We start from the raw sequence: 13502 nt of genomic DNA, 5'->3' as shown, positions 1-13502 counted from the left end.
TCATCGCTTGAGGGTTCAATTCGACTTGGAGAGAGGCGTAGACGCAGAAACGAATTGCAGGGCAGGAACTCGGGAATGGGCGGGTATCTGCACTCCACCGACCACTACGCAACCCGCGAACAGACGACTGTCGTCACCCAGCATCGGATAGCCGCCGGCACCGTCTCGTCCTAGCGTCACATTCTGAAAGAGCCAAACGCGAGCACCCACACGAACGCCAGCTCCCACTACGATCCCTAATGGATGCGGCAAATATATCGGACCCGAAAATTTAGCTCCAGATGCCACGTCACAGCTATGTAGGCAAATCAAAAGGGAACGAACTACCAAGTACTTCAGTCCCGTAGATGCCGCAGCAACCCGGAAGAGGTATGCCGCTCTCAAAGATGGATTTAGCAAACTTTTGAGACGCCAAAATCGAACAATCCGCTTTCCAGACAGCGAATAGTAATATTCAGCATCCGCGCGATGAGCGCTCGTCATTACTTGTTCTCACTGCCATGCAAGGAGACCGAATGCCGCCACATTTTGTCGAGTCCGGATTCGATATCAACTAGAGGTTTCCATCCAAGATGGGTCGATGCCAGGGACGAATCACCACCAGTCCTTACAACATCGCCTGCAACCGCGCCTACGCGTTCATAGCTAAGCTCTCCATCGGAAAGTCTGTAAACGATATCGAGAACCTCATTAACACTGATATTTGATCCGCCCGAAACGTTACAAACGAAACCGGGCATAACCCCTGAAAACGCCGCAGCAAGATTGGCTTCTACTACGTCGTCGACGTATGTGAAATCGCGCACCTGTTCACCTGTTCCGAAGATGCGAAGTTGTTCTCCAAGCAGAGCACTCCTCATAATTCTCTGAAAGAGCATATCGGGACGTTGACCAGGTCCGTAAACAGTGAAATACCTCAACGATACCGTCGGTACTCCAAAATTTGCCGCATAGAGTGAGCACAAATGTTCCGCCGCGAGTTTCGTAACGCCGTACGGACTCACCGGCCTAGGCAACATATCCTCGCGCGTCGGATACACCGGAGAATTACCATAGACCGACGAAGAGGAGGCATAAACAAATTTTTGTAGCGTGGGATGTTCGCGACTCCCTTCAAGGAGCCGTTGAGTCGCAATAACGTTTCGGTCCGTATAAACAGAGAAGTTCTCTCCCCAAGAAGCTCGCACGCCTGGTTGACCCGCCTGATGGAAAACATAATCCACGCCATCCAGCAAGCTTGCGATGTCTGTAGACACGAGATCTTCTTCGATCAACTGGAACTTCGAATGATCGATTCCGAGCAAATTCAAGCGCTTGAGCGAAGGATCATAATAGTCCGTGAACGAGTCGACGCCAACCACCGAAGCAATATCACTACGCATGATCAATTTCTTCACGAGCGAACTGCCGACGAATCCCGCTGCGCCCGTAACTAGTACTTTCACTCTGGCACTCCTAACACCTGAGATTACAACCCCGGAACAGGGATCGAGACAATGGATTTCAACTCGGACTGCAACGTGCCTTCTTCAGAATCCGACAAGGGCACTACGCGTCTGTCAGCCGAGGCACCCTTTTCCCTAGTTATCAGTGGCAATTTTGACATCAACTCACCGCCGTATACACGTAAAATCCGCAGCGCTGTATCCGATCGCGTGCTATATACCGGACCATAGTCTCTGAGAAGCTGGCGGTTATATAGACCCGAAACCCTCCGCTTCGTTCCGGAGATCGTTGTGTCTATCCGATAATAGATATCGACACTGTCAAGTTTCTCGATCGCCGTCTGGCCGGCCGTTCGGAGCCAGAGTTCTTTATCCTGCGCGCGTGCATAGTCCGTGTTATACGGGTTTCGGAGAAACCACTCGGTCTTACCAGATACTGTCGGATGCGCGATGCAGTTGCTTTCTAGAAATCCCTTTGGATCGGAAGGAATCGGGCGTTCCTTCAATAGGCCAAGCACCTGCGATTCCTGATCAATCGCGTAGGAGTGACTACACACTAGGTCAGGTGGGTCTTGGGCAGTTAGTCGAGTCATTTGATTGTGTAGGCGCATCGGTCGCATTATATCGTCTGCGTCCATTCTGACGAGATACTCAGTCTCGGCGAGATGTGCCACCTGATTTAGGGTTGCGGCGAGGCCTCGTCGTGATTTTGACCTATGGACGCTCACTCTTGCGTCGGCAATTTGTGTGGCTCGCAAAACGTCTTCGTCTGACGCTCCGTCACCAAACAGTAGCAATGCCCAGTCATCTAGCGACTGAGCGAAAACGGAGCGAATAGCTCGATCCAGATACTGGTCAAATTTAGTAAACGGAATGGCGACAGTAACTGCGGGGCTCATATAAGTCATTTCCCATTCACTGATATTACGGTAGGCACGCTCGGTCTTACTACGCTATCCTCCGGGATGTCACCAGTTACTACGCAGCCTGGTCCAATCTTTGATCTCGCGCCAATGTTGATATCCCCGACCGCGATTGCGTGCGCACCGAACTCAACACTGTTCCCAATCACTGGACAGCCGCCGCCCGGTTTTTTGTGCCCTATCGTGACACCGTGTCTAAGGATCACGTCCTCACCCAACCGGGCTTCGTTGTTTACAACGACGCCGAACCCGTGAAATAGTGACAATCCCGGTCCGATTCTGGTTTTTGGGCGTATCTCCAGCCCAAAAACTAATTCCGTGACTATTCGATATATGAGGACGAGCGGATACGAAGTTACCCGCGGCGACTGAATTGATCGCATTAGGAATTGCGTCAGGCGGAAGAGGAAGAGAACGATACGTGCTCGAAAATCGTTCGGGTTGGCGGCCCAATCCTGCTTGATGGCATGCTTAGTGAATCGCCATGTCACGTTGCCTTCGTAGTAAGCGTTTACGTCAGCCGAAACGCCGCTGAGCGAACGTATCGGATCGACTTGGAAACTACGCATGATGCTCCTCGATAGCTCGACGTGACCGTTACGAACGTTCGCTTGCGGTGACTGAGGCATATACATCTGCCAGCGTCGCCGCCGCTTGCGCCCAGGTGTTCGTGTATTCGGGCTGGGTCCACATCTGCGGCACACCTTCATCGGCACTGGCATGATCCTTAGCTGCGGCCACCAGTGATTCAAGGTCGGTCAGACCAAAGACGCGCGTCGACCGAGGCATGTGTTCGAATGAGCTTCCCGTAAGAGTGCAAAATACCGTACAGCCCGCCGACGCCGCCTCTATGTCAACCAGACTTTGTACCTCGACCCAGGACGCATTAATCAGAACACGACTACGCAGCATCAGGTTGTAGACCTCAGAGTGAGGCTGGTGTCCACGCCATTCCAAACTCGAACTCGAATCAACAAGGTGCTTGAATTCTGCACAATATCCGGGTGTCGCAGCATTCTCACCGCCGACAAATACGCACCGGATTCCAGCGGCGTTTGCGATTCGGGCAACTTCCAGTTGCCTTTTTCGAGGTTCGATCCGGCCGGCGATTAGGATCGGAATATCGCGCGTACTCCAGGCAGGCAAGGAGCCTGTTCCGCTCGCAGCGGGAATTCCGTTCGGAACAAGTATCCCATTTCGACCGTTCCAACCGGTATCGCAAATCAAGTTCTGACGCTCGATTGAGGATAAAAGTGTTACAGCATGGGCGTCATTAAGAGCTTTCCCGACAAGTTTCCATACCGACCGATAATCTTGGATATTTCGAAGCAAGTTATGGGCGACGGCAGCGCGGTTAAGGTGACCAGACTTAACATTCCTGACGGTAGTCGCGATGAGCTCGCGCCCTGCTTCGTCAAGCACGCGACCGACTAAAGTCCGAATGCCTTGGTTTGTCTCGGATTTCCGCATAGCCCTTGTATCACGGAGACTGTGGTGAATCGGTGAGACGATTACCGGATGGTGCTGCGCCTGAGCTTGGCGAAATGCGTCAAGCATTTCGAATGGTCGGGCTGTGTTGACAAGATGCACAATAGCGCCTTGTCGGAGATCCAGGCGTGGTCGCATCGGTACCGCGACGCAGTCGATCCCAAGTGCCGTTAGCTCGTTGATGTAGTTTTCGACCTGGTGGCTGTCACCGCCGTATTTTTCGTCCATATCGGAACGAAGTACAAAGTCGATTTTCATTTCGATCAGTCCCCTCAGCGCCAGATCCGGACAGGGAACTGAGCGTAGAAGCGCACCGCTGACCGTATGTGTTCTTTCGTGGCTCGGCCAAGTAGTCTCTTCGACGCACGGTGCCATCCGTGCATCACTTGGATGTGCTCATGAAGTACAACAGGTACGTTTTTTTTCGTTGCGAGAGCACACAACGCGACATCTTCATAGTAGAGGAAGTACTCCTCCGGCCACCGAATACCCGACTCGAACGTCTGTCTTGTCATGGCGACGAATGCACCGGTCACCCAATCGGGGTCCCCTTCTGGCCACTGGTATGATCTTGTTCTCTTGGATTTTGGTAGGAATCGGCTAGAGAAGATCCTAGGTAGAGTTGGCCAGGCTCGACCGTTGGCCTGGGGAGATCCGTCCTCCGAAATTAACCGTGGTGCTGCGACTGCCGGCTGCACTTCGAGTTCGGCTTGAAGTTTCTCCAGTATGTGGGGTTCCAACGTTATATCGGGGTTGCAGAACGCAATGTAAGGAGCCGAACCGTGCGTCGCACCAAGATTGTTGGCCTTGGACAATCCGACATTTTCGGAGGCAATGGCGGTGTTTGCTACGGATCTTGCTAGAGTTAGCGTCGCGTCCTGGGAACCGTTGTCAACTACAATAAGGTTGATCCACGCAGGAAAGTTTCGCGAAGTCCAGTTCGATTTAATGTCGCTCGCGTGGTTGTATGTAACAACGACTATGTCCCACAACGTTTCCTCGCTATTAGCGTTTAGCATGTCAATTCCTCACACTTGTCTCAAACTTCACGTTGTGATCGCTAGCGTTGTTGTGCCGTTTGATACCAGCTACATTCACGCCATCAGCGGTTTTGGACGATTTCTGAGACATGTACACCCAAGCTACGATGATTGGGAGACCTGAAAAGAGTCCGTAATTGAAGATCGCACCGGATTGGGCTGGCACTGTCGATAGCACAAGGAGCGTGCCCCAGTATCCATAGATAAGCCGCTCAAGTTCAGTATCAGCAGCGCGAAATTTGTCATCTGCCGCATTTGCCAAGCGGCCGAGTACGTAATGCAGAACGATCACGCCGAGTATGCCAAAGTTTAGATACAACTCGCCAGCTAGTCCAGGCAGTATGTATTTCTGGCTTGGATCGCCAAGTATTTCTTGTCCGGTAATTTCCATTGATGACCTCAGTTGAGGAAAGAGGTCGACGCCGATGAGAGTTAGGATCCCGTTCGGAACGGACATAACTCCGCTGAGGACGGTTTCGCCGAACATGTAACCATTTGTCTTTACGTTTTCGGCGGCGAAACCCAACATCGAAAATCGTCCCCACTGCCAATCAAGCACGGCGGGGATTGAGAACGCTTCGCTTGATCGGTAGCCCTCAGCGCGCGTACGGGAGATCGACACCATTGTTATGACCGCGGCCGCCACTAACGTAGTCAGGGCGAACTTAGCGTAGCGTCGTATTTGAGGCAGTAGTGCGAGGACTATAGGAAGGCCAAGAACGGCGATAATCGATCGTCCACCGGTCCAGTCTAATGACCATGCGATCAACGCGACAGCGACGAGGACGGTAGCAACTTTTGCTTTTGGAATATTTTGGAATGCCCCGAGAGCGAGCCATATCGCAAGAAAAGCAACTCCCCATGCGAACCAGTGCGAAAGGAACGCGTAACGCGCCATTCCGCCGTCCACTTGGACAATTCTCGAAGAGCCAGTTTCTTCAGCGAAAGCCTTCATGGCCAGGACGGAGACCGCTGAAATAGGAATTAGTACGATTGCGGCTCGTGAACAGAAGCGCAGCTGGCGCTGATCCAATCCCGGGTCAGGCTTGCGGCTACCAGTCAATTTGCCGATTGCTGCACTTTCTTCCGGGAGTCGCCGGCTCGCAACAAGACATGAGACAATCGTAATTGCGATTGTTGCTAGTAGCGCTTCGAGCGATCCGCTCGAGTAGTCTCCATTTGACGCGTCATGTAGATCATAGAAGCCGCGACTTTCTGACATCCCCGTCACATGCACGATGCCGGAGACAGGGACCACCACAGCAGTCATTGTCAGTAGAGCTACGCGGAAACTGAGGAGTCGACCCGTCCTTCCCTTGATCGCGAGGATGGTGCCGACGATCAGAACGAGACATCCAGTGAGGGTTAATACCGATATAGCTTGTGCCAAGCTACTCAAATGGGGGTCCCCTTTGACTCTTCAGTCGAGCTTCCGACTCGTGATTGGAATGCAATTGATGGCAATCTCATATAGAATGGATTTCCACTTCTAAGGTCGTCGCGGTACGCATTTTGGTCCTGTTTATGTCGTCCGCACTGTGCTGTGCACAGTGCGGACGACACCTTGCTATGACCGTTGCATAACGCGTTCGACCCTGGACGCGATCCACCCTTGCTGTGGCCTAGGGCGTCGGAACTCCTGGACATCAATGAGGGGGCGATGCTGTGCAGTTCGTGCTTGGGCTAGGCAGTCAGTGCGCCCAACTACACGCGACGGAGTGGCGTGTACGTGCACGTCACCCTTACAGGGTTCCGAATCAGACTGCAGAGGGCGTGAGCATGGCGAATTAGCGAAGCGAGATGGCAGCTGTCGAATGCGGATAAGGACAGTCATGTCCCGTAGGTCTGTCGTCATGTGAGATTCCTCCCCGAATCTACTGGCACCCCAGTTCACGTTCGCAGGGACCTCCCGAGCCTCAACGACGCTTCCTCCCCAGGAGCGCGATGCGGAGCGACTCTGGAACGGACACCCTCGTAGAGTCATATGTTCAAGCATTCTGCGCCCGATCGCATCCCGACTGGGGTGGTCCATATAGCTTTCATGAGTTCGCATTCGGCATGAGTGTGCTTGCTGCCTTGCGGTCGTGTCGACAATCCGCAGGTCAGAGGGGTTCAGCGACGAGCGCTCGGCGCCGGAAGGAGCGTCAAGCACCACGCGACAAGTTGCGAGAACGTGCTTAATCTCACACTTCCTGGCGACTCAAGTCCGACTCCGAAGCCGCGGTATGACCTGGGTAGTTTCGCCCCTGTGGCAAACTCGCGACTATTCGCGCCACGTAGGTAAGTTGCCGGCCTTTTGTGCTTCGCCAAGCGTCAAGGCCGCCTGATCCTTGGCGGACAACTCGTACTCGAGCGGGCGACCGTCGGCACCCGTTGCGGGCCAGTCGATCCCGATCTCCGGATCGAGGGGGTGTACCTCGTGCTCCCGGTCGGGGTTGTAGCCCGTCGAGCACAGGTAGACGACGGTCGAGTTGTCCTCGAGTGCAAGGAAACCGTGGCCGAGGCCCTCGGACAGGAAGATCGCGCGTCGGTCCTTCGTGTCGAGCAGCACCGAATCCCACTGCCCGAAGGTCGGCGACCCCACCCGCAGATCGACGACGACGTCGAGCACCGACCCCGACACGCACGTGACATACTTCGCCTGTCCGGGAGGGACATCGGCGTAGTGGATGCCGCGCAGCACCCCGGCGGCGGAGACCGAGCAGTTCGCCTGCGCCAACTCCAGGGGACGGCCGGCGGCGTCGGTGAAACTCTCCTGCTTGAACCATTCGAGGAACACGCCCCGGTCGTCGCCGAACTGTTTCGGCGTGACCTCCCACGCCCCGGCGATGGTCAGTTCCCGGTACTGCAACCTAGCGGTCCTTTCCTCGTTCGAGCAGATCCAGCAGGTAGCTGCCGTAGCCCGACTTCACCAGCGGCTCGGCCGCGGCGCGCAGTTGCTCGTCGTCGATGAACCCGAGACGCCACGCAACCTCCTCGGGTGCGCCGATCTTCAGGCCCTGACGTTGTTCGATGGTGCGCACGTAGTTCGACGCGTCGAGCAGCGAGTCGAAGGTGCCGGTGTCGAGCCAGGCGGTGCCGCGCGGCAATACCTCGACCTGCAGTTTCCCCGCTTCGAGATAGGTGCGGTTGACGTCGGTGATCTCCAGCTCGCCGCGCGCCGACGGCTTCAGCGAGCGGGCGATCTCGACGACGTCGTTGTCGTAGAAGTACAACCCCGGCACCGCGAAGTTCGACTTCGGGTCGTCGGGTTTCTCCTCGAGCGACAGGGCGCGACCGGTGGAGTCGAACTCGATCACCCCGTAGGCCGACGGGTCGGACACCCGGTATGCGAACACCGCGCCACCGTCGATGTGGGCGAAGCGCTTGAGCTGCGTGCCGAGGCCGGGACCGTAGAAGATGTTGTCGCCGAGGATCAATGCGACCGGCTCGGTTCCGATGTGGTCGGCGCCGAGCACGAAGGCCTCAGCCAGGCCATTTGGTTGTTCTTGAACTGCGTAGCTGATGTGGATACCGAATCGTGCGCCGTCACCCAATAATCGGTGGAATTGGTCGGCATCGTGCGGCGTCGTTATTACCAGTACATCCTCGATCCCCGCTGCAATGAGAGTGGATAAGGGATAGTAGATCATCGGCTTGTCGTAGACGGGCACGAGCTGCTTGCTCACGCCCTGGGTGATCGGATGCAGACGTGATCCTGTCCCACCCGCGAGGATGATTCCGCGCATTTTCAGCCCTTCCCCCTGGTCCCTTACCAGGAAAGTTCTCTTGTGTATCGGTATTGTTCAATTTCATGAAATTGCTCGTCACCGGTGGTGCCGGTTTCATCGGCGCGAACTTCGTCCATCAGACCGTGGCGGAACGACCCGACACTCAGGTCACCGTGCTCGACAAGCTCACTTACGCCGGCAACCGCGCCTCCCTCGGCCCGGTCGCCGACACGATCACCTTCGTCCAGGGCGATGTCGCCGACGCCGACCTCGTCGACCGGCTCGTCGCCGACACCGATCTGGTGGTGCACTTCGCCGCCGAATCCCACAACGACAACTCGCTGGCGAACCCCGCACCGTTCGTACAGACCAATCTCGTGGGCACCTTCACCCTGCTCGAGGCCGTCCGCAAGTACGACGTGCGCTATCACCACATCTCCACCGACGAGGTGTACGGCGACCTCGCCCTCGACGACCCCGCCCGCTTCACCGAGGCCACCGCCTACAACCCGTCGAGCCCCTACTCGTCGACCAAGGCCGGTTCGGATCTGCTGGTACGCGCCTGGGTGCGCTCGTTCGGCGTCCGCGCGACCATCTCCAACTGCTCGAACAACTACGGTCCGTATCAGCACGTGGAGAAGTTCATCCCCCGCCAGATCACCAACGTGCTCACCGGCGTGCGCCCCAAGCTCTACGGCACCGGCACCAACGTGCGCGACTGGATCCACGTCGACGACCACAACAGCGCCGTGTGGACGATCATCGAACACGGACAGCTCGGGGAGACCTATCTGATCGGAGCGGACGGGGAGACCGACAACCGCACCGTCGTCGAAACCGTCCTCGAGCTGTGCGGCAAGGACCGCAGCGAGTTCGATTTCGTCACCGACCGCCCCGGCCACGACCTGCGCTACGCCATCGACGCGACCCGCCTGCGCACCGAACTGGGCTGGCAGCCCCGCTACCGCGACTTCCGTGAAGGCCTGGCCGCGACCATCGACTGGTACCGCGCCAACGAGCAGTGGTGGACGCCACACAAGCAGGAAACCGAAGCAACGTACGCAATCCGAGAGCGCCGGTTTCCGTAGCACTACCTGCCTAGCAGCCTGTTGCTGCTCGCTGCCAATAGTCCTACCTCGTGCCGACATTGGCGGCGAGCAGCTCCGTACAGACGGTCGCATTTTGCTTGAGTTCGACTTCTTCCGCGAGGTAGACGGGACAGTCCGGATCGGCTTGGTGGCGGCGCTGCAATTCCCTCGGGCAATGGGAATTTGTTGATGACGACGCGCACAAGCGATCAGCCGGTCAGTGCACACTTTCATGTCAGTAGGCGCCATCGCTGGTCAGCACTGCCTTGACGGTCTTGCCGATGATCAACACATCCGAGACCATCGACCAGTTCTCCACATATGACAGATCCAGCCGCGCCGACTCGTCCCACGACAGATCCGACCGGCCCGACACCTGGCACGACTCGGTCACGACCGGCCGCACCAACAAGTGCTGCCACGTTCGACGACGAGCCGAACCCAACAGCTGATGCTGCCCAAGAACGGAATTGACATCCTCGCCTACGAGCGCATCGGGTACGCCGCGACTTACCTCCCCGATGGCAGTCATAACCCAACTACCCTCATGGTTGTCTCCTCCCCGAGACACACACTGCACCCATCAACAAGCAACGCCGGACCGACCCGCGAACCCTCCCCGGTCGCGAGACCTGCCCGTTGCGTGCCCATTCGGGCGGAGTTCCTCCAGTTGTACGCGTATCGCGTCGATGCGAGATCGCTCTTTGAGACTGTAACGTTACCCACGCGATATGACAGCTTGAACAGTCGTCCGCATCGGACGCTATGCCCTGCGCGCGGGGCGTGGATGTGACCTCTGTTGGTCCGACAGTTCGTCGTTGTAGCCGGTGCAATGTTCTCTGTTGTCTTGAACTTTCAGGTCTCTCCTCGATTCGCACACCCAGAGGGCGCCCCCTAGACTGTGCTTACCGACCACCGCGTCGCGTGGGATTTACAGTCGAAATATAAATGGTGAGATGTATCTCACTGCTGTTCAGGGGTTTGGTCGCGCATTCATGGGTATTTTGACGCGGTCGCGTGCTCGACAGGGGAGGCGAGGGTAGAACCGTGGAAGAAGAAGTCGAAGTGGGTAAAGCGTTTCAGACGGCCGTGGTGCCTGCAGCAGGGATGGGCACACGATTCCTGCCAGCCACGAAGACAGTGCCGAAGGAACTACTACCAGTGGTCGACACGCCGGGCATCGAGCTCGTCGCAACGGAAGCTGCCCACTCGGGAGCTCAACGACTTCTTATCGTGACTTCGCCCGGAAAAGACGGAGTCGTCGCGCATTTCGTCGACGACTTCGATCTCGAGGAACACCTCGCCGCGAAGGGCAAACTCAAGTTGCTCGAGAAAGTACGACGGGCGCCCAATCTTCTTACGGTTGAATCGGTTGTCCAGGAAAAGCCACTCGGCCTGGGTCATGCTGTCGGGTGCGCCGAAACAGCGCTGAGCCCTGATGAAGATGCGATCGCAGTCCTCCTTCCCGATGACCTTGTGCAACCGAGCGGCATCCTCGAAACGATGGCTCGCGTCCGCGCCAAGCGCGGCGGAAGCGTGCTGTGCGCCATCGACGTTCCCAAGAGCCAAGTGAGCTCGTACGGCGTCTTCGAGGTCGAGGAAGTACCCAACGCCGCGAATCCGGATGTTCTGCGAGTTCGCGGCATGGTTGAGAAGCCGGCGCTTGCCGACGCCCCGTCCACACTTGCCGCCGCTGGCCGGTACCTGTTGGACAGGGAGATATTTGATGCCCTGCGTCGGATCAAGCCGGGCGCAGGGGGTGAACTCCAACTGACCGACGCGATTGCGCTACTAATCGAAGAAGGTCACCCAGTCCACGTCGTCGTACATCGAGGCACCCGCCACGATCTAGGGAACCCGGGTGGCTACCTCCGCGCAGCCGTCGATGCGGCACTCGACAGCGAGGAATACGGCGATGGACTCCGGAAGTGGCTTCAAGAGCGGCTGGATCTGGATACCTCAGGCGCCAACTGAGCAAGATGCGGTCAAGTCCCAACGATGGGACTTAGGTCCCAACCTCGATGTGCCGCATGGCACCGGTTCTGGTTAAACTCTCAAGTGTGCTGCCTCCCCGCAACACGCCTCTTCCCCTCTCGGGGAATTGGCGGCAACTGAGACCCGCTGGCTCCTCCCCTTTGCCGGCGGGTCTCGCTACGTTTGGCGTCGGCGCAGCTACTTCTGCGATCCGCCCAGTACGTTCTCCGGAACGTAGACAGACTGATACGTCGGTGTCGAATCACGAGCTTGATTCACGGCCACGCCTGCGGCAAACAACGCAACTGCTGTCATCAACGCCACGATCGCGGTGATAAGCCACAAATTTGGGCCATTCCTCTCCTTGAACACGACCCGCTTCGAAGCTGGACGACCGGCCGACGATCGCAACCGGTCCTCACCGTCGACCCCGAGTCCGACAGACGCACGGGCGTGGCGGCGTAACGTACGGTCATCGACGCGCTGGAACTGGATCGTGTCGGCCGCATGGTCGACTAATGGACGCTCACTCATGGAACCCCAATCGGAGATGCACTGACACTGCATCTTCGCGGCGTCCGATTCTTCCGTTACGTCACTTTCTTGAATCACTCATGTTTTTCATCCGAACGGGGGACAATGTGCACCTCCCCAAGACGCGTCGTCCATGGTGGAGACCGTTGACGCCCGTCGGTCCCGATGCCAAGATGATCAACCACACCCGAACGGGTGTGCGAACAACTCAAAACAGATGGCCCGCCGCGACTGGCATCGCGACGGGCCGGATGTCCGACTAATGAGGAGTCGAACATGCGTCAGCATACTCATGTGCAGGTGACATCGTGAGCATCGAAGCAATCACCTGGGCGCTCGAACGCGCCGAAATTCCGTCCCCTACTCCTCCCGGCATGCCCTCGGCGTCGGCCCTGACAGTGGTACTCCTCGGTCTCGCCAATCACGCGTCCCGACATGGCGCGGATGCGTACCCATCCGTGCGGAAGCTCGCGGGGTACGCCCGCATCAGCGAGCGTCAGGTACAGCGTTGTCTGAAGGCGCTCGCCGCTCTCGGCCTCATCTCAAAAGGCGATCAAGCGCGAATTGCAGCGACGATCCCTCGCGAAGACCGTCGCCCAGTTCTCTACAACCTGTCGATGAAGCGGGGTGACATGCCGTCACCCCGCATCCCTGAACGAGGTGACAAGACGACGCGCCACGGGGTGACAGGAACGACCGAGCGGGATGACACCCCGGTCACCCGAACCGTTCTTGAACCAACAAATGAACCTGCTGCACTCCCCCACCCGACACATCACACCCGCGATGCAACTTGTGAGCAGCAGCCATCTCCCATCGACCGATTGGCCACGGCGTGCCGCCGGGCCGGCCTGTCTGCACGGTTCGACACCCTGACGACGGCGAAGCGCACCCTCGTCGAGCAATCGATCGACACTCACGGCGTAGATGCTCTCGTCCGTGCCGCGCTCGAACGTCATCGACCGTGGGACCCGGCTCGCTCCGCAGCGGCCTGGATCCCGATCTGGCAGTCGCTGCAACCGCCCCGCCCGAAACTCCCGCCACGATGCGATCGATGCGACGAATATGGCTGGTTGCCCGACGACGAACTCGGACGTGCAGTGCGATGCCCATGCCGCCAAGTGACGTCGCACGGGATTGCCACTTCACCCCAGGAGACGATGCTCTTGGCAGCATAAGCGCACTTGCCGCTGTCGGCAGTGCGCTGGCGCCGTAGTTGCACTCATAGCAACGCATTCCGATCCCTTGAGTGGTGCTGCGAGCGATACGACGACGTCGCGAATCGGACATCGCCGATTCC

The 13502-nt window shown here is 57.5% G+C and carries 11 protein-coding genes and 1 pseudogene; 3 read left to right on the top strand and 9 right to left on the bottom strand.

Features of this window, described 5'->3' with window-relative positions; all coding sequences use genetic code 11:
• Positions 1 to 482: 482 nt before the first annotated feature.
• From B9C99_RS11875 to rfbA, 7 genes are all read right to left on the bottom strand, one after another.
• On the bottom strand, positions 483 to 1445 hold the full coding sequence (locus B9C99_RS11875) for an NAD-dependent epimerase/dehydratase family protein (RefSeq protein ID WP_088897968.1): 963 nt from the start codon (positions 1443 to 1445) through the stop codon (positions 483 to 485).
• A gap of 23 nt (positions 1446 to 1468) precedes the next feature.
• On the bottom strand, positions 1469 to 2344 hold the full coding sequence (locus B9C99_RS26360; protein ID WP_216359300.1) for a glycosyltransferase family A protein: 876 nt from the start codon (positions 2342 to 2344) through the stop codon (positions 1469 to 1471).
• A gap of 621 nt (positions 2345 to 2965) precedes the next feature.
• Positions 2966 to 4114 carry a glycosyltransferase gene (locus B9C99_RS25860; RefSeq protein ID WP_172414926.1) on the bottom strand — a complete coding sequence of 383 codons (1149 nt, stop codon included), beginning with the start codon at positions 4112 to 4114 and terminating at the stop codon, positions 2966 to 2968.
• A gap of 14 nt (positions 4115 to 4128) precedes the next feature.
• Entirely contained in the window at positions 4129 to 4875 is a 747-nt protein-coding gene (locus tag B9C99_RS26355) for a glycosyltransferase family 2 protein (protein ID WP_088897965.1), read from the bottom strand.
• A gap of 1 nt (position 4876) precedes the next feature.
• Positions 4877 to 6166, bottom strand: a complete 1290-nt coding sequence (locus tag B9C99_RS25580) for a hypothetical protein (protein ID WP_143543556.1) — start codon at positions 6164 to 6166, stop codon at positions 4877 to 4879.
• A 993-nt stretch (positions 6167 to 7159) separates the two neighbouring features.
• Positions 7160 to 7747: a dTDP-4-dehydrorhamnose 3,5-epimerase gene (gene rfbC / locus B9C99_RS11855; RefSeq protein WP_088897964.1), complete on the bottom strand. Its 588-nt coding sequence runs from the start codon at positions 7745 to 7747 to the stop codon at positions 7160 to 7162.
• A gap of 1 nt (position 7748) precedes the next feature.
• Entirely contained in the window at positions 7749 to 8624 is an 876-nt protein-coding gene (gene rfbA / locus B9C99_RS11850) for a glucose-1-phosphate thymidylyltransferase RfbA (RefSeq protein ID WP_088897963.1), read from the bottom strand.
• A gap of 65 nt (positions 8625 to 8689) precedes the next feature.
• On the opposite strand from rfbA, the gene rfbB reads away from it, so the two are divergent.
• A complete protein-coding gene (gene rfbB, locus B9C99_RS11845; protein ID WP_088897962.1) occupies positions 8690 to 9694 on the top strand; it encodes a dTDP-glucose 4,6-dehydratase in 1005 nt (334 codons plus the stop codon).
• Positions 9695 to 9929: 235 nt separating this feature from the next.
• On the opposite strand, the pseudogene B9C99_RS25575 reads toward rfbB, so the two are convergent.
• Positions 9930 to 10112: pseudogene (locus tag B9C99_RS25575) on the bottom strand (sugar transferase); the annotation flags it as partial.
• A 629-nt stretch (positions 10113 to 10741) separates the two neighbouring features.
• Here B9C99_RS25575 and B9C99_RS11835 point away from each other — a divergent pair.
• Positions 10742 to 11668, top strand: a complete 927-nt coding sequence (locus B9C99_RS11835; RefSeq protein ID WP_088897960.1) for a UTP--glucose-1-phosphate uridylyltransferase — start codon at positions 10742 to 10744, stop codon at positions 11666 to 11668.
• 198 nt (positions 11669 to 11866) lie between these two features.
• Here B9C99_RS11835 and B9C99_RS25570 read toward each other — a convergent pair whose 3' ends face one another.
• A complete protein-coding gene (locus tag B9C99_RS25570) occupies positions 11867 to 12280 on the bottom strand; it encodes a hypothetical protein (protein ID WP_143543555.1) in 414 nt (137 codons plus the stop codon).
• 230 nt (positions 12281 to 12510) lie between these two features.
• Between B9C99_RS25570 and B9C99_RS25855 the strand changes: the two genes are divergently transcribed.
• The gene (locus B9C99_RS25855) at positions 12511 to 13380 is read left to right on the top strand and encodes a helix-turn-helix domain-containing protein (protein WP_172414925.1); all 870 of its coding nucleotides are present in this window, start codon (positions 12511 to 12513) and stop codon (positions 13378 to 13380) included.
• The last annotated feature ends 122 nt before the right edge of the window (positions 13381 to 13502 follow it).

It is taken from the genome of Rhodococcus sp. BUPNP1, assembly GCF_002215235.1.
Classification (GTDB): domain Bacteria; phylum Actinomycetota; class Actinomycetes; order Mycobacteriales; family Mycobacteriaceae; genus Rhodococcus.
Note: the sequence above shows the minus strand (reverse complement) of the source record. Positions and strands in the feature narration are given on the sequence as shown.